The organism is Chitinophaga jiangningensis, from assembly GCF_900142605.1.
GTDB lineage: Bacteria > Bacteroidota > Bacteroidia > Chitinophagales > Chitinophagaceae > Chitinophaga > Chitinophaga jiangningensis.
In genome coordinates, this window is sequence record NZ_FRBL01000004.1 from 239,635 (window position 1) to 259,408 (window position 19,774).

The 19,774-nt window shown below is 48.2% G+C and carries 16 protein-coding genes; 7 read left to right on the forward strand and 9 right to left on the reverse strand.

Going from position 1 to position 19,774, the window contains the following annotated elements; all coding sequences use genetic code 11:
- Positions 1-161: 161 nt before the first annotated feature.
- The 4 genes from BUB18_RS11240 to BUB18_RS11255 all read right to left on the reverse strand — a co-directional run bounded on the left by BUB18_RS11240 (position 162) and on the right by BUB18_RS11255 (position 4,052).
- A complete protein-coding gene (locus tag BUB18_RS11240) occupies positions 162-1,343 on the reverse strand; it encodes a FecR family protein (RefSeq protein ID WP_073080792.1) in 1,182 nt (393 codons plus the stop codon).
- A 79-nt stretch (positions 1,344-1,422) separates the two neighbouring features.
- Positions 1,423-2,013 carry an RNA polymerase sigma factor gene (locus BUB18_RS11245; RefSeq protein ID WP_073080794.1) on the reverse strand — a complete coding sequence of 197 codons (591 nt, stop codon included), beginning with the start codon at positions 2,011-2,013 and terminating at the stop codon, positions 1,423-1,425.
- Positions 2,014-2,287: 274 nt separating this feature from the next.
- Positions 2,288-3,049: a LytR/AlgR family response regulator transcription factor gene (locus BUB18_RS11250; protein WP_073080796.1), complete on the reverse strand. Its 762-nt coding sequence runs from the start codon at positions 3,047-3,049 to the stop codon at positions 2,288-2,290.
- On the reverse strand, positions 3,030-4,052 hold the full coding sequence (locus BUB18_RS11255; RefSeq protein ID WP_073081341.1) for a sensor histidine kinase: 1,023 nt from the start codon (positions 4,050-4,052) through the stop codon (positions 3,030-3,032). The genes BUB18_RS11250 and BUB18_RS11255 overlap by 20 nt, the downstream gene beginning before the upstream one ends.
- A gap of 255 nt (positions 4,053-4,307) precedes the next feature.
- On the opposite strand from BUB18_RS11255, the gene BUB18_RS11260 reads away from it, so the two are divergent.
- From BUB18_RS11260 to BUB18_RS11280, 5 genes are read left to right on the forward strand one after another with little or no spacing between them, the layout of a single operon-like run.
- Entirely contained in the window at positions 4,308-5,231 is a 924-nt protein-coding gene (locus BUB18_RS11260; protein WP_073080798.1) for a heme-binding domain-containing protein, read from the forward strand.
- 7 nt (positions 5,232-5,238) lie between these two features.
- A complete protein-coding gene (locus BUB18_RS11265) occupies positions 5,239-5,685 on the forward strand; it encodes a hypothetical protein (RefSeq protein WP_073080800.1) in 447 nt (148 codons plus the stop codon).
- A 20-nt stretch (positions 5,686-5,705) separates the two neighbouring features.
- On the forward strand, positions 5,706-6,473 hold the full coding sequence (locus BUB18_RS11270) for a DUF1223 domain-containing protein (RefSeq protein ID WP_073080802.1): 768 nt from the start codon (positions 5,706-5,708) through the stop codon (positions 6,471-6,473).
- A gap of 57 nt (positions 6,474-6,530) precedes the next feature.
- Positions 6,531-7,295 (forward strand): alpha/beta hydrolase, encoded by a 765-nt coding sequence (locus tag BUB18_RS11275; RefSeq protein ID WP_073080804.1) that lies wholly within the window; start codon positions 6,531-6,533, stop codon positions 7,293-7,295.
- 28 nt (positions 7,296-7,323) lie between these two features.
- Positions 7,324-7,746 (forward strand): organic hydroperoxide resistance protein, encoded by a 423-nt coding sequence (locus BUB18_RS11280; protein WP_073080806.1) that lies wholly within the window; start codon positions 7,324-7,326, stop codon positions 7,744-7,746.
- A gap of 71 nt (positions 7,747-7,817) precedes the next feature.
- On the opposite strand, the gene BUB18_RS11285 is transcribed toward BUB18_RS11280, so the two are convergent.
- Complete coding sequence (locus tag BUB18_RS11285; protein ID WP_143159910.1) at positions 7,818-8,261, reverse strand: hypothetical protein; 444 nt, start codon at positions 8,259-8,261, stop codon at positions 7,818-7,820.
- A gap of 197 nt (positions 8,262-8,458) precedes the next feature.
- Between BUB18_RS11285 and BUB18_RS11290 the strand changes: the two genes are divergently transcribed.
- Both BUB18_RS11290 and BUB18_RS11295 read left to right on the forward strand, forming a co-directional pair.
- Complete coding sequence (locus BUB18_RS11290) at positions 8,459-9,343, forward strand: YybH family protein (protein WP_073080809.1); 885 nt, start codon at positions 8,459-8,461, stop codon at positions 9,341-9,343.
- A 73-nt stretch (positions 9,344-9,416) separates the two neighbouring features.
- Positions 9,417-11,660 (forward strand): glycosyl hydrolase family 95 catalytic domain-containing protein, encoded by a 2,244-nt coding sequence (locus tag BUB18_RS11295; protein ID WP_073080811.1) that lies wholly within the window; start codon positions 9,417-9,419, stop codon positions 11,658-11,660.
- A 754-nt stretch (positions 11,661-12,414) separates the two neighbouring features.
- Here BUB18_RS11295 and BUB18_RS11300 read toward each other — a convergent pair.
- The 4 genes from BUB18_RS11300 to BUB18_RS11315 all read right to left on the reverse strand — a co-directional run bounded on the left by BUB18_RS11300 (position 12,415) and on the right by BUB18_RS11315 (position 18,685).
- The gene (locus BUB18_RS11300) at positions 12,415-12,966 is read right to left on the reverse strand and encodes a lipocalin family protein (RefSeq protein ID WP_073081344.1); all 552 of its coding nucleotides are present in this window, start codon (positions 12,964-12,966) and stop codon (positions 12,415-12,417) included.
- Between the two features lie 97 nt (positions 12,967-13,063).
- A complete protein-coding gene (locus tag BUB18_RS11305) occupies positions 13,064-15,289 on the reverse strand; it encodes a WG repeat-containing protein (RefSeq protein ID WP_073080813.1) in 2,226 nt (741 codons plus the stop codon).
- Positions 15,282-17,588 carry a WG repeat-containing protein gene (locus tag BUB18_RS11310; RefSeq protein ID WP_073080815.1) on the reverse strand — a complete coding sequence of 769 codons (2,307 nt, stop codon included), beginning with the start codon at positions 17,586-17,588 and terminating at the stop codon, positions 15,282-15,284. The genes BUB18_RS11305 and BUB18_RS11310 overlap by 8 nt, the downstream gene beginning before the upstream one ends.
- A gap of 68 nt (positions 17,589-17,656) precedes the next feature.
- Positions 17,657-18,685, reverse strand: a complete 1,029-nt coding sequence (locus BUB18_RS11315) for a pectinesterase family protein (protein ID WP_073080816.1) — start codon at positions 18,683-18,685, stop codon at positions 17,657-17,659.
- Between the last annotated feature and the right edge of the window lie 1,089 nt (positions 18,686-19,774).

Consider the following 19,774-nt stretch of genomic DNA (forward strand, 5'->3'; position numbering starts at 1 on the left):
TATTGTTGAAGCATAAGCGGAACTGCGATTAACGTGGTAGTAATACTATGGATATGAGCCGGACCAGCCAGGGGTGTGTCCAGCACTCCTGGCTTTTTTTATGCTCATTCGCAACTCATTAACATGGAATACTTTTTCGCATAACGATGGAAATTTTACGATTACTTCAGATGAATTTTGGTCTCTTTTGTTTTTACATAGATTGTTTTGCCTGCTATCCTAAAGGATATACTTTTGGTTGACTCTAATACTTTTAATATTTCAGATACATTTTCATAACGGGATATGCCCCCATAGAATTTCTCCCGGGAAACTGCGCCTTCATATACCACGTCCACATCATACCAGCGTTCAATCATTCGCATGATATATTGGATGTTTTCACCGTCAAATACAAACTGATCGTCTTTCCAGGCGGTGGCCTGGTCGGTATCAACAGTGCGCACGCCGATGTCCCCGTTTTGGAGGGTCGACTGCTGCCCCGGCTGTATGATAGCCACTGCATTTCCGGCACTCACCTTTACGCTGCCTTCCAGCAAGGTGGTACGAATTACCTGCTCATTCGTGTAGGCGTTAATGTTAAAATGTGTACCCAGCACCGTTACCTGCTGGGTGCCTGCATTCACCTTAAATGGATGAGACGGATCGCCGGCTACCTCAAAATAGCCTTCGCCGGAAAGCGTTACTGCCCTGTCGGCACCGTTGAACTTTACCGGATACGTCAAGGACGAGGAGGCGTTGAGCCAAACCTGCGTTCTGTCGGGCAGGATAATTTTATACGTCTCGCCCTTGGCGGTAGACAGGGTATTTACGGCGTTGGCGGCTACGTCGCGACTGTCGGTTACTTCATACACCAAAACCCCGTTTCTCTCTTTCTTAATTTGAATACCAGCCTGTTTGGCTATGGCCCCATCCGTTTCGGCGGACAATACGATTTTTCGGCCATTGGCCAGCGTTAAGGTAGCACGGGTAGCGCCTGGTACTACATCAGGCTGCTGCAGTGCGATGGTTGCAGCTGGTATTGGTTTGCTTTTGTAGTATAGGTAGCCGGCGACCAGTAAGCAGGAGAGAAAAGAGGCTGCTATGGCCATCCGGGGCCAGAGGCGGCGTACCCGCGCAGGTTGGGGATGGCTGATGACCGCTTCATATACTTGTTGGGCTTCCTCCGCTGATAGCGCTTCAGTGGCAGGTGTGGTATGCTCCCACTCCTCAGCGGCGATTTCGTGCAGCAGGGGTTCCAGGTTTGCATCCGACAAGGCGGCAAGCCACTCCTCCTGCTCCGCAGGGCTTTGGGAATGGCGCTGGTATTGCTGGAATAAGTAACGAAGTCTCTCTTTTTCCATTAGTTACGTTGCCTGCATTGGCGGGCTTTATATATTGACGAACCAGCGGGAAAATCGAGGTAATGGCGGAGAAAAAAAATTATAATAATCGCAGGATGATCAGCAGAACGGCGATATCACTGTGTTCCTGCATGTAGCGGCGAAGCGATTTAAGCGCGAGTTTCATGTGCGTTTGTACGGTACCGTGAGAGATGTTGAGCAGCGCAGCCACCTCCTCATACTTCATGCCCTGCTGCTGGCAAAGCTGGTATACCAGGTGTTGCTGCCTGGGCAGCTGGCGTATACCTTCTTCCAGAATTTTCCGGGTTTCATTCAGCAGTATCCTTTCCTCGGTTTCATTATGCCGCTCCTCAAAAGTATCACTGATCACCGCCTGCACGCGGGCTGTCAGCGCGCTTTTGCGCAGCAGGTCGATGGCGTGATGGCGGGCTACCTGGTGCAGCCAGGCTTCCAGGTATTCAATTTTGTGCAGCTGATCACCCAACTGCCACAGCTTAAGCATGGTTTCCTGGAGTACCTCCTGGGCCAGGCTGCGGGACTGTAATATCCTGAAAGCAAATCGATAGATGTGAGGGTAATAGCAGTCGTATACTACCTTGAATGCATGGCCATCCCCGTTGGCTATTTTAGCCAGCAGTTGCTTTTCATTAGCGAGACGCGGAATAGCCATACCTGTAGTATCAGTTCTTAAAGCTAAAAAAAAGCAGGGAATTATTATACAGGTATGTTCAGTAATGCTTTGCAACTCCGTTCCCAAAATGAAAAACATGCTAGTCAGCGCAGAGACACGCGCAAGCATCTATCAAAACACAAACTCTTTTATAGCTAATTGATTAAAACGGAGATTGTGTAGTAGATTTACCCGGATAGACGCCTGCGAGGCGTCTCTACTTCATCAATATGGCAATAAACAGTAATGATTATTTGTAATGACCATCCATTAATTACCTGTTTTCCATCCACTGCAAAAACTGCGTCATCTTATCCTTTCCTACGGTCAGCTGCTCTTCTGCCGGCACTGCCAGGTGAATGGCCAGCTTGCGGCCGGAGTAATGTTCCACCTCCTTAATTGCGTCAAAATTGATCAGGTACTGCCGGTTAAGTCGGTAAAATTGCCGGGGAGATAGTTGCGCCTGCAGTTGCTCCAGTGTCTGGGAAATGATGTATTTCTGCTGCTGGAACGTTACAATATAAGGTGCATCGTATTTGATATAGATAAACGCAATCTGTTCTGTACGAACCGTCATGTACCGGTTATTGTGAAAAATCAGGAAGCTGGTTTTGCTTTCCGGCTTATCCAGCCGCCTGATCAACTCCAGCCAGTCGGACTGCTCCCGTTGCTGGAAAAAGTTCCTGAAATTATCCATTTTGGTGAATGCTGCTTCCAGCTCCGAGGCGGAGAAGGGTTTAAGGATATAGTCGACCCCGTTGGACTTGATGGCATCCATCGAGTATTCCCCATACGCGGTGCAAAAGATCACCGGGCTGGTAATCTTCACCTGGCGGAATATTTCGAAGCACAAGCCATCGGAGAGCTGTACGTCCATAAACAGCAGGTCAGGCGGCGGGTTGGTATTCAAATATGCCACTGCGCTTTCAATGCTATGCAACATGGTTTCCACCGTCGCCTCCGGGCGGATTTTGGCAATCAGCCCTGCCAGCGACTTTGCGGCCTTAATTTCGTCTTCAATTATTACTATCCTCATCGATTACCGGAAGTTTTACAATAAATTTTTTATTATCTGGTAAGATTTCAATGTTCTTTCCGAGCAGATGCTGATATCGTTCATTAATATTCTCCAGGCCAATGCCGGTGGAGGACTCCGGCGTGATCTTAGGCTGCACATTGTTCTCTACCACTATATAGTCCCCCTCTGAGTAAATCCTTACGTACAGCGTTTTGTTCGGTGCCACTACATTGTGCTTGATACTATTTTCCACCAGCAGCTGTAAAGTAAACGGTGGCACTGAAGAGGATTTATGCGCTTCACTTACCTGCAAATCTACTTCAAAACCATGCTCAAAGCGGGCTTTCAGCAGGTAGATATAGGCTTGCAGTATCTTTAGTTCCTCCGACATCCGGATCAGGTCTGATTTTCTGTTTTCGAGGGTAAAACGGTAGAAATCGGACAATTTCAGGATGAAGTCCACACTATTTTCATCCCCGCTTTCCACCATGTACTTCAACGTATTGAGGGTGTTAAAGAGGAAATGCGGGTTTACCTGCTGCCGCAGTAATTCAAACTGCGCAGCCAGGTTATCCATTTTACTGCGTTCCAGTTCAATGCTCACCCGCTGCCCCTGGTAGGTTTGATAGAGCAGGTGAATAAACATATAAAAGGTAAGATTGATCAGGACTCCACGTACCTCAAACATGAGCATTACCGGCCCGAAGTTAATATGTGTGAGTATCTGTTGCTGGATATATGACAACAGGAACATCACTGCCACCCCTACCAGCAGGTTCCTGATCAGAGGGTAAACAGCGAATCCCCGTGCTATCTCTTTGGAAGTATATACGGGTAGTGTATAGATATTGAAATACCATACAAACAATGAAAATAGAAAGGTTATCATCGAATTGGCTATCACCTCGTAAATATTATACTGGTGCTGGATCAGGCTGGGTAACGAAACAATGACGCCCAGAAACAGGGAGCTTAACCATATGATCCTGCCCGATATTTTGAATGACTGTTTTTTCCTCATAGTGAACCAAAGATAATCGTATTTCATATCCCCCAGGCACAAATCAGGGCCGAATCCGGCCATTTGAAGGCCGAAGCAGACAATCCCACCGGTAAGCCCGGCAGGCCCTTAAACCAGGTCATACGATTCCTTAAAATGAGCGGATCGGTTCACCCCGAAATCTGTCCGGCTCACCCCTTTTTTTGCCGGATACAGGGTATTACGTTTCAACAGGAGGTTAACAATCCTTCTCTTTGTGTCATAATACTTCGGCATATGAAAATATCAAACCGGCTCAAAATTATCAGCGTATCCGCAGGCATCGTCCTCGCAGTAACAGCGGTCCTGTCATTCACTACCAAAGTAGTCGATAACCTACCCGTTACGGGCGATCTCGAAGCTCCGGCAGCGGTGAAAGAGATCTTCGTTCGAGCATGCTACCCCTGTCATTCCAACACGGCAAACCTGAAATGGTTCGATAAACTGCCGGGAGTGGCTTCCATGGTGCGTAGCGACATCCTTACCGCACGTAAGCACCTGAACTTTTCCGAATGGGATAAGCTGGCACCTGCTGCCCGGGAAGCTGCACTCTGGGAAGCATATAACATGATTAACTCCGGTACGATGCCGCTGCCTTCCTACGCCGCCGTTCATAGCGCCGCCGCCGTGAGTGCCGCAGAACTTACTACCCTGCGCAATTATCTTCTCACTAAAAGAAAAACAGTAACGGCGGTTAAGCAGGACACCGTACAACAGGCAGCTACCACCCTCCCCAATCCACTGCCCACCTCACTCACCGGCATACAGTTTATGCCTGAGTTCAGGCAGTGGGAAGTGATGAGCACCACCTCCCGGTTTGATAATACCACTATGCGCGTCATGTACGCCAACCCCATTGCCATGAAGGCCATCAGGGAGAAGCAGATCAAACCATGGCCAGATGGCGCCGTCATCGCCAAAGTGGTGTGGGACAAAGAGCGGGATAAAGACGGGTACATCCATCCCGGTCAATTCCAAAACGTACAATTTATGGTCAGGGACGCTGAACGCTATAAAAGCACCGATGGCTGGGGCTATGCCAAATTTGAAACCAAGGCGCTTAAACCCACCACCACCCTGCTCGTAGCACAGTCGTGCGCTTCCTGCCATAAAGCAGCAGCCAAAACCGGCGGCATCTTCGATCTCTCCACCTTAAACTAATAACACCATGCGCTTTATAAATGTATTCACCGTGGCTGTACTCGCCTTTATGATCGCCAGCTGTATGGATAAAAAAGAGGCTCCTGCCATCCGTCCATTCGCTTTTAACGACAGTGGCATGCGGGTCATCACTACCGTCATCAACGAAAAAGATAATGAAGTCGCGATGCTGTATGGTAACAAAGCGGCTTTCGACAATCGCTCGCAACCGGAGGCTTTATTCAAACTGGTGACCTATCGTGAGCAGGATAATAAATTCTGGTTCGGCAGCTATATCAATGGGGAACTGCTGCGCGTGGAAACCGTAAATATGCAGCCTACCGCCAGCGGACAAGCACCGGCTTACTCCGTGGATGTATATAACCAGCCTGCCTTCCGTCCTGCGGACGCCGCCGCAAGAACAAACTTTATACAAACATTAGACCGCGCATGGTACCCATGCGATCCTTACTGATCCTTAAAAAATTATAGTATATGAAAGCAATATTCTTCTCCGCCGTATTATCACTCTCCGCGCTGTTTGCCTCCTGCAACCCGCTGTACAGTAATACTTCAGGCCCACTGGTACACAGCACCGACAGCTCCAAAGGCTTTGCCGTAGTAGAACTCTTTACTTCCGAAGGCTGCTCCAGCTGCCCCCCGGCAGATGAACTGCTGGCCAAACTGGAACAGGAAAGCAATGGCAAACAACTCTACCTCCTCGCCTTCCATGTGGACTACTGGGACCACCAGGGCTGGAAAGACAGCTTTAGTCAGCATATTTTTTCTGAACGACAGGAAGAATACGCCGGCTGGCTCAACCTCAACACCGTATATACGCCTCAGATAGTGGTTAACGGGAGAAGCCAGTATGTAGGCTCCGATGTAGCCAACATCACCTACGCCATCAATCAGGCGCTGGATGCCGTTCCGCAAGAAACGCTGCACCTGAAGGCTACGCCCGCAGCCAGCGGCCTCTCTGTATCGTGGGCGCCATTATCTCCCCAAAAAAATACCAGACTACTCCTTGCCCTGGTACAAAAAAATGCACAGAGCAACGTGCGGGCAGGGGAAAATGCAGGCAGGAAACTGAGTCATGTGCAGATTGTAAAACAACTCACCACCGTCGATCCTAAAAGAGCGAGCATAGCCATGGTGCCTACGCCTGCAGGTTTTAACACCCAGGACTGGGAACTGATCGGCTTCCTGCAACGCAACAGTGACGGTAAAATTATAGCAGCAGCAAAAACAAAACTCGACTAGTAATAATTATCACTGTAACGGCTACACTAAGGCCTGAAATTTAAAAACACAACAGACATGAAAAAATTGTTTCAGATCACCCTCTTTGTATTGTTTTGCCTTCCGGCAGTTTCCGTACTGGCCGCAGATCCTGGCGACAAGCCTGTCAAAAATATTGTGCTGGTACATGGTGCATTTGCGGATGGCTCCGGATTCCAGAAGCTCTTTAAAATTTTGACAGCAAAAGGTTACCACGTAACCGTGGTACAAAATCCGCTTACCTCCCTAAAAGATGATGTGGATGCTACCACGAGGATACTGGATAAGCAGGACGGCCCTACCGTACTGGTAGGCCACTCCTGGGCAGGCACCGTGATTACAGAAGCAGGTGTGCATCCGAAAGTAGCCTCGCTGGTATATATCGCGGCCTTTCAGCCGGATGCGGGCGAGAACAGCGCACAGCAATCTGAAGGCGCACCCAAAATGGAAGGATCAGGTATTCTGCCTCCGGATGAACATGGCATCCTGTACTTCGACACAAAGCAGTTCCATAAAGGATTTGCAGCTGACCTGAGTAAAGAAGAAGCAGACTTCATGGCCGCATCACAGGGCCCCATATATGCCGCCTGTTTTGGCACACCGGTAACACATGCCGCCTGGAAAACAAAACCTGCTTATGCTGTTTTATCTACGGAAGACCACGCACTATCTCCCTGGGTACAGCGTAAAATGTACGAAAGAGCCGGCGACAAAATCACTGAAATAAAAGCTAGCCACGCCGTATTTATTTCTCATCCTGAAGAAGTGGCGAAAGTTATTATCGCCGCCAGCTTACAAAAATAGTTCAATCACCTACTTAAATATTAATAGCATGGAAACAACAGCAACAAACACCAAAGTATTATATACAGGTAAAACACATACTACCGGCGGCCGCGAAGGCGCTTCCAGCAGCAACGACCAGCAGTTGCAAATCAAACTCGGCTTACCTGGCAGCGGTAAGGGTACCAATCCGGAACAACTGTTTGCAGCCGGCTGGTCCGCCTGCTTTATCGGCGCCATGGGCATTGCAGCGCATACCCTGGGTATTAAATTGCCGGCAGATACCGCCGTAGATGCGGAAGTAGACCTGGTTACATCTGATAGTGGCTTCGGCTTACAGGCACGACTAAACGTAGCACTGCCGGGACTGGATAAAGAGGTGGCGCAACAGATAGTGAATACTGCGCATAATACCTGCCCGTATTCGAAAGCGGTGAAGAGTAATATTCCGGTGGAAATTAATCTGGTTTAACCGACCATCCTTATAAATAAAAACAGGCAGTGAAAATTTTCACTGCCTGTTTTTCATATTATAAGAAGTAATTAACACGACATCCTATACCAACTCTCCAAATCCCTGATCTGCTCCTCTATAATCGCTCTGGCATAAATACTCACCTGCTTCGGCAGCTGCCTGTCCAGGTTTTCAGGGTTGCCGAAAGTAAGGCCGATGCCCAGGTCGATCAATAAAACCGCGTTATTACCCATCCGGGTATAATTCGGATAACGCTCTTTTATAGCAGCAAAAGGTGTGGCTAGTAAATTCAGCCCCTCATACATTGCTGCGGCCGGTACTGACGCGCTGATTGTTACACAGCGGCCTTCCTCATCATAGTCAAATGTCAATCCCAGGTGAGGATAAGCATCCTGAGATGCCTCATCTATGGCGTCCTGGGTGTCACCGTCCAGCTGCTGGCTGATTTCCTGCTTTCCCGCCCCTATTTTAAACTGACCAAGCCTCATATATGGCTGAACTTCCAAAATCATAATCATCTGTTTAAAGTAGCAATTAAAGTGTTGTTTTTCAATATTCAAATAGTTAGGGAAAAAGTTTACAATTCCTTGTTTTTTGTACCAATGGAAAATTAACATTTACTGCATATCCAATTCATCAATTATTCGGTTTCTTTGTTATAAAGATAGTAGCAACGATACCATCATTCAAACCCTTCACACCCAACTATATGAAGCCATTGTTCCTCCTCCTGCTCCTCTCCCTGCCCTTTGGCAGCTACGCTCAGGCCGACTGGCACGCCAAACTCGCTGCCATTAACCAGCAAATCGATAATGCATGGGCTACCCGCGACCTCAATGGCATCATGGCGTATTACAACAGCAGGTCCGTGGTAATGCCGGAATACAATCCCACCCTCTATGGCAAAGCTGCCATAGCAACATTTATATCTACCTGGCTGGATTCCGTGAAGCACAGCAACACGACCCACACCATCACCGACCTGCAGGTGCTCAAAAACCATGTGATAGAAATAGGCAACTACACCACCACCCTGCTCTATGGCGACAACGCCCCCTACATCTACCAGGCTAAATACCTGCAGGTATGGGATATCAGCAGTCCCCAACACCTCGTTCTACTGGCACAAATACAGGGTGCCACCAACTACATCGACCGCAAAGTATTTCCCGCCATCACCGTACTACAGAAAGCCATTCCATCTCCCGAAAAAAATAAAATACATAAACTGATTGCTGCACAAAACCAGGTGTTCGAAAACAATGTAAAAACGAGAAATGGCGCTAACATGGCCGGCCTATACGCTACCGACGCCATTTACATGCCCTACTATGCCAGCGCCATTAAAGGCCTGGATTCCATTAACGCTTATTATGTGATGCACGAGGACCCGGCAGTAGGCATCGACCAGGTGGAAATCAATATGTCGTCCCTGAAGAACCTGGGCGATTTTGTACTGGTCAACGGCTACTATACCGTGCACTGGAACGCTGGTGGCAACAAAGGTATCGTTAGCGGCAAAAGCATTAACGTATGGCGACGCGAAACAGACGGGAACTACAAAATGTTCCGGCAAATGGTAGTGCACGACTAACATCCACCCATCCATTTTTTAACTGGCAGGGGCTTTTTTCCTTTATCTTAGTTCCGGATCACAAACCTGAACAATGAATATTAAAAAACTGCTGCTGTTACAAACAGCCGCTGTAGCACTTTTTAGCTCCACCTGCCTGGCGCAGCCTGCGCCGGCGCATAACCTGCAAGCTGATACACTCGCCACCCGCTGGTACGACGCTATGCCACTGGGCAATGGCATGCTGGGCGCCCTCGTTTGGAAAGAAAAAGGATTACTTAAACTCTCCCTCGACCGGGCCGACCTCTGGGACGACCGCCCCATGCCAGGCATCGATCAATTCACTTTTCAGTGGGTAGCCCAAAAAGTAAAAAACAACCAGTACGATTCCGCACAAGCCGCCGGCGATGCGCCCTACGAAGCCAATGCTGCCCCTACTAAAATTCCCGGCGCGGCTATTACGTTTCCCCTGGCAGGTTTAGGAGAGATACAAACCAATATCCTGGACATTGCAACGGGCATTAACACCATCCACTTCCGCAACGGCGGCGTATTTCAAACCTTCGTGCAGGCGAACGCCGATTATGGACTTTTCATCATCGAAAATGTACCGGCCAACTTCACCCCCACGCTGGTAACACCAGCCTATACCGGCAATGGCACTACGCAAACTACCAACTCTGTGGACGGACAAAGCCTGCAACGCCTCGGCTACCCCGCAGGGACTATTACCACTTCGGGTAATACCATCCGCTACCACCAACCTACGTACAACGGCCAGTATTACGAAGTAGCAGTCAACTGGCAGCGCCTCGGCAACAACCGTCTCGCCGGCAGCTGGACCATCACGCATAACGCACCCGCACCAACGGCTGCCATCACGCAGGATTTTATCGATAATGCCCACCGCGCCCATACCGAATGGTGGCAGCGCTACTGGGCACAATCCGGCATACAACTACCGGATACGCTGTTGGCAAAACAATATTACCTGGATATGTATAAGTTTGGTGCAGTGGCACGCAAAAACACGCCTCCCATCACGCTGCAGGCAGTATGGACGGCCGACAATGGCAAGCTGCCACCCTGGAAAGGGGATATCCACCACGACCTGAACACGGAACTCAGCTACTGGCCCGGCTACACCTCCAACCACCTGGACCTCACCGCCGGCTTCACCAACTGGCTCTGGAACACCCGCGATGAAAATAAACGCTGGACCAAACAATACTTTGGCGTCAACGGACTCAACGTACCAGGAGTAAGCACCATCTCCGCCAAACCTATGGGCGGCTGGATTCAGTACTCCCTCAGTCCTACCACAGCAGCATGGTTATCGCAACATTTCTACTGGCAATGGAAATACAGCAACGATAAAACATTCCTGCTCACCCGTTGCAAACCATGGTTTGATGAAGTAGCCACCTACCTGCGTGCACTTCGTATAACCGATCCAGTTAGTGGCAAATTCAAACATCCGCTCAGCTCCTCACCGGAATTCAATGATAACAGCATCCACGCCTGGTTCCCACAGTTCACCAACTACGATCTGGCACTGGTACGCTTCTTCTTTGAAAAATATGCGGAAATAAACGCAGCCGCCACTGGCAAAAAAGTGAACGCAACAGAACTGGTGCAGTATCCCTACTTCAGCACGGATACCACCGGGCTGCTTATAGCACCTGGGCAACAGCTCACCCACTCCCACCGCCACCACAGCCATATGATCGGCATCTATCCTTTGAAAGTCATTTCCTACACCGACCCGAAGGAAAAAGCCATCATCGATCAATCCCTTACCTGGATGGAGAAAAAAGGTACCCGCCAATGGGTAGGCTATTCCTTCGCATGGGCCGCCTGCCTGTACGCACAAACCGGTAACGGCGACAGCGCCGTATCCATGCTCCGCAGGTTTGCCTCCAACTTCACAGGCGCCAACAGCTTCCACCTCAACGGTGATCAGAAAGGCGGACAATACTCCGGATTTACGTATAACCCCTTCACGTTAGAAGGAAACTTCGCCTTCGCTCAAGGCGTACACGAACTGCTGCTCCAAACGCATAAGGGCGTCACTACCCTGTTTCCGGCCGTACCGGCCTCCTGGAAAAATGTCAGTTTTAAGCAGTTGAGAAGTGAAGAAGGGTTACTGTATTCCGCAACGATGCATGATGGAGAGATACAGCAAGTAACGGTAGCAGCTATCCTAAATGGACAAGTAGTGCTTAAATGGCCGTACAGCACTATAAAATTTGATAAAAGCCCTAAAATGTATAAACTGAAAGACGGCGAGCTGAGGATGTACCTGCAACCGGGTACTGCGGCGGTGTTTCATCCGTGATATAATAGAATGTAAATTTGAATTGATGAGTGCGAAGATAATGGAGGAGATTTAATCGCATAGACGCCTGCCAGGCGTCTCTACTTCGCCTGGCAGGATTTCCAGGTAATGGCAATATTCATAACCACACTAAGTGCAGAACCCTAAAAGACGGCGAGCTGAGGATGTACCTGCAACCGGGTACTGCGGCGGTGTTTCATCCGTGATATAATAGAATGTAAATTTGAATTGATGAGTGCGAAGATAATGGAGGAGATTTAATCGCATAGACGCCTGCCAGGCGTCTCTACTTCGCCTGGCAGGATTTCCAGGTAATGGCAATATTCATAACCACACTAAGTGCAGAACCCTAAAAGACGGCGAACTGAGGATGTACCTGCACCCGGGTACTGCGGCGGTGCTTCATCCGTGATATAATTGAATGTAAATTTGAATCGATTAGTGCGAAGATAATGGAGGAGATTTAATCGCATAGACGCCTGCCAGGCGTCTCTACTTCGCCTGGCAGGATTTCCAGGTAATGCAATATTCATAACCACACTAAGTGCAGAACTCTAACTATCTATCAACTTCACATATCCTAAACAGCGGCGTAGAGACGCCTCGCAGGCGTCTATCAAAACACAATCTTCGCTAAAAATCACACAAGCCCTCTAATAATGAAAATGCTTCCGTCCCTATGCCGCGAAACGATAATAGCTATCAACTAAGAGTGATCCTCATCTATCTGCTATCAAAAAACAATTGACAGCAATCATGCTTTACGGTCGTGTGTAGTCCAGATCAGGGAAGTTATCAAGTACCCCAATTCTTCCGCTTTTGCCATAAACCTTTCTCTCACCGATTCAGGTAACTCAGGTGTGCGGGAGAGAAACCAGATGTAATCAAGGTTATCACCTACTACGAGTGCGTGCTGGTAGTCGTCATCGATATCGATTACGTTATAACCTGCATATATAAACGGAAAGAAGGATACCCTGAATCTTGCTGTAGTTTTATCACCTACAAACTTTGCTTTGCCGGTACTTTCCCGCCATTCGCCTGTGGCCTCATCGTAGCCGCGGTTATCTACCAGCACTTCCCCTTTAGGAGTAAGACTATAGGTAGCGGTTACATTGCTCATATTTCGTTCAAAGCGGTAATCTTTCCGGGCTATCTCATACCAGGTACCCAGGTATCTGGAGAGATCAAAGGGCTGCACGGGAGTAGCGCCTCGGGGGATGGATACGCTGCGGCCTTTGAGATAAAGCATTACACCGGCGGCAGCTACCGCTGCGGCACTTCCTATAATCAGATTCTTACGCATTGTCATGGCAAATACCTTTTAGGAATAGCCACCAAAGTAAATGCCAGCCCTGTAAGTAGCGCTGGCATTCAGTTGCAGGATTCTCGTACTGTGTATATTAATACCCATATGAGGGCTCAAAGTCAGCCACACCGGTGAGCCTGACAGGCAGCGTGGTGCCATCAGCATTAATGTACTGATACACTTTTCCGGTACGTGTCAGCACCGGCCAGGAAAAGGATACCAGTGTGGCGTTACGGAACGTCACTTTAGCCAGGGCAACATCATCAAACAAGGTAGGCACTACGGGCTGCCCATCGGGGCCCAGCAATTGGAACTGCTCACCTTTCATCACGATGTAGCCCGGGCCGGGATCGCCTTGCATAATGGCATTGTAAGCCACCGGAAGCCTAATCAGCCCCTGTGTGGAGGCAAGGCCTACTTTACTGCGCCCTACTTCCCGGTCGTCCCGCACCAGCAGGAGCCCGTCACCCTCAAAATCAGCATCGTTGCCGGAATAATCATATATCACCGGCACAATCATTTTGCCGGTGCTGTCAGTATAACCATATTTGAAAGTGCCATCCTGCTGTGCCCTGATTACCTGGTAGGTTTTATTCTTCAACGGATGAATCATTTGTTTGGCCATCGGTATCACCATGTTGCCATTAGCATCGATGATCCCTGATTCGTTAGAATCAGTTAACTGCAGCTGGCCAGGCACTTCTACCTGGTATGCATAGAGACATTTGAGCGGCTGCAGCTTGTTCGTACGGAGGTTATAAAGGGAATAAATCACCGAATCGCCCTGCAACTGCTTCAATAAATAACCATCCTGACCAATGCAGATAATATCCGTGTAATCTGCCGGCAATAGCTGTTTGTAGGTTTTATCGTATATCCCATACCGGTAGGAAGCATCTTCATGGTTCATAATCACCAGGAAATCATCTCCACTGCCGGGCAATTGCGTAATATTCCTGAATGCGGGTTGTATCTGCATTTTCTTATTGGGCACATCATACAGTCCGCGTTTGTTATCCTCGCCAGCCACCGTAAACAGGTCCGGCGTTAATTCCTCGATTTCGCTGTAGGCAATGGGTAAGATATTTTCTCCGCTGATGCTATATAATCCGTACTGCCCCTGGTGCTCTACTATGGCTTTAGTGCCATCTGAAGTAGGGTCCAGTTCATAAAATGCCGGTGCAGCCGTTTTACCGGTACGTGGATTGTAAAATCCATCCACCGCCTGTTGCTTCAGCATGAAAATAAGCTGCCGCTGGTTATCCCTGCCAACATATTTCGGTGCTATGGCCGTGTAATGTTTATCCAGTAAAGGCCTGCCGGTACTGTCCAGCAACTGGTACATCCCCTCTTCCTGCACAATCATAAACGATTCTATGCAGTGGATTTCGCTTTCGTACTTAGGCGGCAACACCACTTTTCCGGATGGCAGTATGATCCCGTGCTTTCCATCCTTTACAACACCAATCAATTCCCCGGCATATCTTTCATCATAAGGGCTATAAATATCTGTGTATACAAAGTCAGCCACTTGTTTACCGGCAGCATCAATCAACCCAAACAGCCCGTTGTGCCTCGCTTTGAGCATACCAGCGCTGAGCACATCCATGTCCGTATAGTCGGGCCCGTGATATTCCTTTTTGGTATCCAGGTTAATCACTACTTCCTTATCGCCGCGTTTCAGACTACGCACCCAATTATCACTGCGCATGTAATAGTGTTCGTGGTCATATTCAAAAGGCAGCAGGGTTTCGTTGTTAAAATTGATGATGCCCCATTTGCCGTTCTTTTTGGCAAACAGGTAATCACCTTTCCTGCCACAGCCGCCACAGTAATCGAATCCTTCATAGGCCAGTGGTATGATCAGTCGCTTAGCTTCGAGGTTATAAATACCCCACAGCTTACCAGCACGCACATCAAAATTGTTGCCATCGAGGTAGTTGATTTCCTCAAACTGCCAGGGAAACAGTTGCGTCCCCTGTTTGTCTGCCAGGTTTACTTTATTTCCTTTTTTTAATTCGAGATATTGGTTCCACTTAGCTTCTACCTGATCGTATTCAGGCTTTACCACTATTCGTTGTTCGGCATCTATCACGCCCATCTTGCCATTCAGCGCAATCACCTGCAAGGCGTTTGCCTCCTCTTCCCCATTTTTTACTTGGGACAGGATGCGGTCAAATACTTTTTCTCCACGGGTATTGATATACCAGCTTTTCCCATCCTGCTCAATCCTTGCGAGGCCACCTACAAAGGCGGAACCCTGTTGTGCCTGCACCGTTGTACACCACAGCAAAGTGGCAACGATCAAATACTTAATCATTATAACCTTTTGATTTTGCGGATGCATAAGGTAATTCCTTACCCTCCCCATCTACATAAAAATATTTATTATCCTTTTTTACGAGCACCGGAAACCCATCCGCACTATAGCCATTATTGCGGTTTAGTTCATCATATACAGCCGGCAGCATTACTTTTCCGTCTAATCCTATTAATCCATATTTGTCATCATGGGTTGTTGCCTGGAATAATTTGTGATCCTTATCATAGTACAGTTCGCGGAAGGCAGGGGCAATCACTTCCTTGCCGGTAGAATCGAGGACGCCTTCCCCTTCACTGGTAGACACTTTGAAATAAGGAATGCCGTAAATACTGGAAATTTGCTTGTACTTCATGGGAATGAACACCGTCCCGTCTTTTCTCAGCAAGCCTTGCAGCGTATCAGTTTTTACCAGCACCAGGCTACTGTCAAATTGCTTTATATCACTTGCTGTAATGGGGTAAATGATATCTCCTTTCCGGTTGATAATGCCGTAAGTGGCATTCCTGTTAGCGTCCATTTTACCGGCAATGGCCAGCCCGTTATAGAAATCGCTGACAAAGTCATATTCCTTAAACCTGACTTCCTCCCCTTTCATATTGAGAAAGAGATTTTCCTCGGGAACGTTCCACATTTTCAGGAGTCCTTCAGCGTACATAATGTGTTCAGGTTCCTCACCTGGTTTCATTAACAGCCTGGAGAAAGAATTTTCTTTAAAGTCCCAGTCTTCCTTTGAATACAGTACAGCCCCACTCTCATCCGTCAGGGTTGTAAGTTTGCCATTGTCGCGGTATTTGGTTTCAATGATCCGATCCGGCGCTACCGCGGTATAATAACCATAGCGTTGTAAAGGCTTTACAACTTTGCCATTAATATTTATCATGCTGTATGCGTCCTCTCCTTCCCTTACATTCAGCAACTGTTCATTTTGCCATTCAATCCGTGTATACTTTAGCGGTAATATCATTTTACTGGTGGGGAGATGGTATAATCCCATCTTGCCATTTGCCGCAATAGCAACATAATCTTTCTTTTGGTTGCCGGCAGCACGGTCCATGTACAGATAGGTGGAATGATAGCCATCCAGCAGTTCTTCAAATCCTGTCGGGATGATCGCTGAACCATCCGTACGAAGTAATGCCTGGTCGCCCTTAGCATTTTTAGTAACAACAAATGTTCCTTTTTGAGATGCATAAAGCGTAATAAAAGGATAATTGCCGGACAAATGCTTTTTACCGGTGCTATCATACAACTCTTTCAACGCGCCTTTTTTGGCGAGAAAATACGCCGGTTCCGGGGATACCCAGCGTTTCTGCAGGGTGGTAGATGACATCTGCGGTTGTCCGTTGCTGCTATATACCTCTAAGTTATCAAACTGAACGGGGAGTACCATTGCTCCGGATTTATCCAGCACGCCAAATTTTTGCTCCTGTTTTACTACCAGGAAACTGCCGAAGGGACTTACTTCTGTATAAACAAGTGCCGCCAGCACTTTGCCGGTGGAATCAATAATACCTGTTTTACCGTTTTGCGTTACCGCAAATGTGCCGGCCACAGGGCCGCGTTGAACTCGTGTATATACGGCAGGTGTAATTTTTTTCCCTGAAAGATCTATCAGGCCGATCTTTCCATTTATTTCATACCCAAACTGCCGGCTGTTTTCTATACCGGGATAATGGAAGGAAGTATATTCAGGTGCAGCTACCACTTCACCGCTTTCCTTCGCAAGACCTTTCTTGCCATTGTTGGTTATTTCCACATACGGGCTTACATAGCTCTTACCAACGTCGGTATAGGCGGGCTCCTGTAATACTTTGCCGGTGGTTAGTTCCACCCAGCCCCAGCGACCATTGCGCTGGATCTTGAGCAGTCGCGCATTGAGGGGTTCTATCAGCTGGTACTCATTTTTGCAGATGACGTTGCCCAGTGTATCGATAGCCCCGTATTTACCATTGAGTTTTGTGATAACGTAGCAGTAGTTGTTGGAGGGGTCGTATTCATCGTCTTCATCGGCCAGCCTCACTTCATCGAAAGTAAAGGGGGCGATAATTTTGCCGTTGTAGTTAATAGCGCCGTAGGCATTATCTTTAATACCTACTACCGTATGAAAGTAGCCCTGGTTTTCGATTTTATCGATGGTAACCAGTCCGGACCTGTGCAGCAGCACTTTGCGGTTATTAATTTTCACATCGGCAAACAGGCCGTCAAAACGATCAAGATAGGCGGCATTGGTAATTTGCTGGGCCTGGGTAAGCGCAGCAGGGAACAGCAATGGCAGGATCAACTTCAGGTATTTCATGAATTACACAGAATATTGGTGCGAAAAATGCAAATATGCTGCGTAATTCATGAAACACCAAGTAATAATTATTTTGTTTTTGCAGGCCACTGGAATGCAGGCGTAGCAATGCTTTCATACCAACTATCGGTACCGGCTAAACGAAAAATGTTGGAAAGGGTATATTGTGCGGCTTCCTTATCACTGAGTTGATGGCTCCATGTAACCCTGCCGGCGGCATTTGCTCCCGGGCCACTGCTTTTGTATTCACCGTAATACACCGTTTTCTCATTGTCCGGATTACTCCAGTTACTCCACCCTACGGCAGCAATAGCGGCTGGCATCTCACAACGTAAAAATACTGTTTTAGCACCGGCCCGCCACGGACGGCCCAGCTGCACCGATGTTATGCCGGGATCAGCAGTGATGCGGCAGTCGGTAAACACATAACCATATGCCTTTCCGGCGGTAGTACTGGCAGCAGTAATATAGGAATTGGCTTTACAATGCAGGGTGCAGTTTTGAAACACCGCTGTTGCCGGGCCAAAAATATAATCCGTTGTTCCCTCGATGTAGCAGTTTACGAATAGTTGTCGCGCCCCTTCCCCACCGGTAAAAATCGTGTCCTGGTGCCCAAGGAAACGGCAGTTCTTAAACACCGCCTTGTCCGCATCCACATACAGCGCTACGGCCTGGCCTACCGGCCCCGCCGCATTTACAAATGTGATGTTTTCTGCTATAAACCGGTTGCCGGAAATTTTAACGGTATAGCTGGTAAAGGTGGTAAGCTTACCACGGCCGGAATAATCGTTGTAGGTAATGATGGTGCTGTCCACACTCTCCCCGATAAAACGTACATCCGTATTAGGTGCCGGCAGTTCAATCTTTTCGTTATACACGCCGTTTTTGATGTACAGCACAATCGGCATCAGCGGATACACCCGCATGGCATCAATCGCATCCTGTATGTATTTGAAATCTCCCGAACCGTCCTTCGACACGGTAAATACGTACTTGTACTGTTGTGGATTGGCCGTTTGCGCCTCAACCTTCGTTTCTGCGAAGAGCAGCAAAAACAAAACTATTCTTATCAAGTAGTTACCTGACTTACAATTCATAACGTGTCCCATATTTTAATCAGGTCCTAAATTCTGAAAAAATATTCAAAAATTCAGCAGGTTTTTCCGGGATCAGCCCGCGCCTGCGGCGCGGGCTGATCCCGGGGAGGGAGTGTGCGCTGCGCGCACATCTCCTCCCGGGAAGTTGTGCTTTAAGTGCTGCCGGCTATCAGCAACCTAAGGCTGGAAAGCGCCCGCGGTGCGTAGTACAGGTACTCCCAATGGATCAGCACATGTCAGTACAAAGCAACGGCACCGACCTATCCCAAAAGCAAATAAGGTACCTGCGTGCACAACGCAGGCTTGTCCCTAAGAGCCGCCATCTATGTAAATCCACCGGCTAGCCTCAAAAGCAAATGAAAGGCACCTGCGTATACAACACAGCTCCTTCCCAAAGAACTGGCACGTGTGCAAACTCGCCGCCTATCCCAAAAGCAGGCGAAAAGCACCCACGTTCGTAACACAGTCTCGTCCCGAGGAACCGCCAAAAAACAAATCAAAAGCGCCCGCCGTGCGTAGTACAGGTACTCCCAATGGATCAGCACATGTCAGTACAAAGCAACGGCACCGACCTATCCCAAAAGCAAATAAGGTACCTGCGTGCACAACGCAGGCTTGTCCCTAAGAGCCGCCATCTATGCAAATCCACCGGCTAGCCTCAAAAGCAAATGAAAGGCACCTGCGTATACAACACAGCTCCTTCCCAAAGAACTGGCACGTGTGCAAACTCGCCGCCTATCCCAAAAGCAGGCGAAAAGCACCCACGTTCGTAACACAGTCTCGTCCCGAGGAACCGCCAAAAAACAAATCAAAAGCGCCCGCCGTGCGCAGCACGGCCCCCTCTCCCTGACACCGAAGGTGTCAGGGCCCCCTCTTCCAAAATATTAGAAAAAATAGCTTGAAAATTATATTTTTAGCCATTATATTAGTACCAATGCGAAAGCCATTTGCCAAACTGTAATTCACAACGGATTCAAAAGGTATTTTTCAATTATTTGCTTATTGTGGAATCAAGTTTTGTATGTAGAAAGAAATACTATTCTCCTATTATAATTCAGATAAGTATTAACTGCAAGTCAACCAACATCT

Bases quoted from the DNA above. Each gene is read 5' to 3' on its own strand.
- BUB18_RS11250 (WP_073080796.1), bottom strand. From the start codon at position 3,049: ATGAGGATAGTAATAATTGAAGACGAAATTAAGGCCGCAAAGTCGCTG.
- BUB18_RS11285 (WP_143159910.1), bottom strand. From the start codon at position 8,261: ATGATTTTGGAAGTTCAGCCATATATGAGGCTTGGTCAGTTTAAAATA.
- BUB18_RS11255 (WP_073081341.1), bottom strand. From the start codon at position 4,052: ATGAGGAAAAAACAGTCATTCAAAATATCGGGCAGGATCATATGGTTA.
- BUB18_RS11315 (WP_073080816.1), bottom strand. From the start codon at position 18,685: ATGAATTGTAAGTCAGGTAACTACTTGATAAGAATAGTTTTGTTTTTG.
- BUB18_RS11290 (WP_073080809.1), top strand. From the start codon at position 8,459: ATGAAGCCATTGTTCCTCCTCCTGCTCCTCTCCCTGCCCTTTGGCAGC.
- BUB18_RS11300 (WP_073081344.1), bottom strand. From the start codon at position 12,966: ATGCGTAAGAATCTGATTATAGGAAGTGCCGCAGCGGTAGCTGCCGCC.
- BUB18_RS11295 (WP_073080811.1), top strand. From the start codon at position 9,417: ATGAATATTAAAAAACTGCTGCTGTTACAAACAGCCGCTGTAGCACTT.
- BUB18_RS11280 (WP_073080806.1), top strand. From the start codon at position 7,324: ATGGAAACAACAGCAACAAACACCAAAGTATTATATACAGGTAAAACA.
- BUB18_RS11240 (WP_073080792.1), bottom strand. From the start codon at position 1,343: ATGGAAAAAGAGAGACTTCGTTACTTATTCCAGCAATACCAGCGCCAT.
- BUB18_RS11275 (WP_073080804.1), top strand. From the start codon at position 6,531: ATGAAAAAATTGTTTCAGATCACCCTCTTTGTATTGTTTTGCCTTCCG.
- BUB18_RS11265 (WP_073080800.1), top strand. From the start codon at position 5,239: ATGCGCTTTATAAATGTATTCACCGTGGCTGTACTCGCCTTTATGATC.
- BUB18_RS11270 (WP_073080802.1), top strand. From the start codon at position 5,706: ATGAAAGCAATATTCTTCTCCGCCGTATTATCACTCTCCGCGCTGTTT.
- BUB18_RS11305 (WP_073080813.1), bottom strand. From the start codon at position 15,289: ATGATTAAGTATTTGATCGTTGCCACTTTGCTGTGGTGTACAACGGTG.
- BUB18_RS11310 (WP_073080815.1), bottom strand. From the start codon at position 17,588: ATGAAATACCTGAAGTTGATCCTGCCATTGCTGTTCCCTGCTGCGCTT.
- BUB18_RS11260 (WP_073080798.1), top strand. From the start codon at position 4,308: ATGAAAATATCAAACCGGCTCAAAATTATCAGCGTATCCGCAGGCATC.
- BUB18_RS11245 (WP_073080794.1), bottom strand. From the start codon at position 2,013: ATGGCTATTCCGCGTCTCGCTAATGAAAAGCAACTGCTGGCTAAAATA.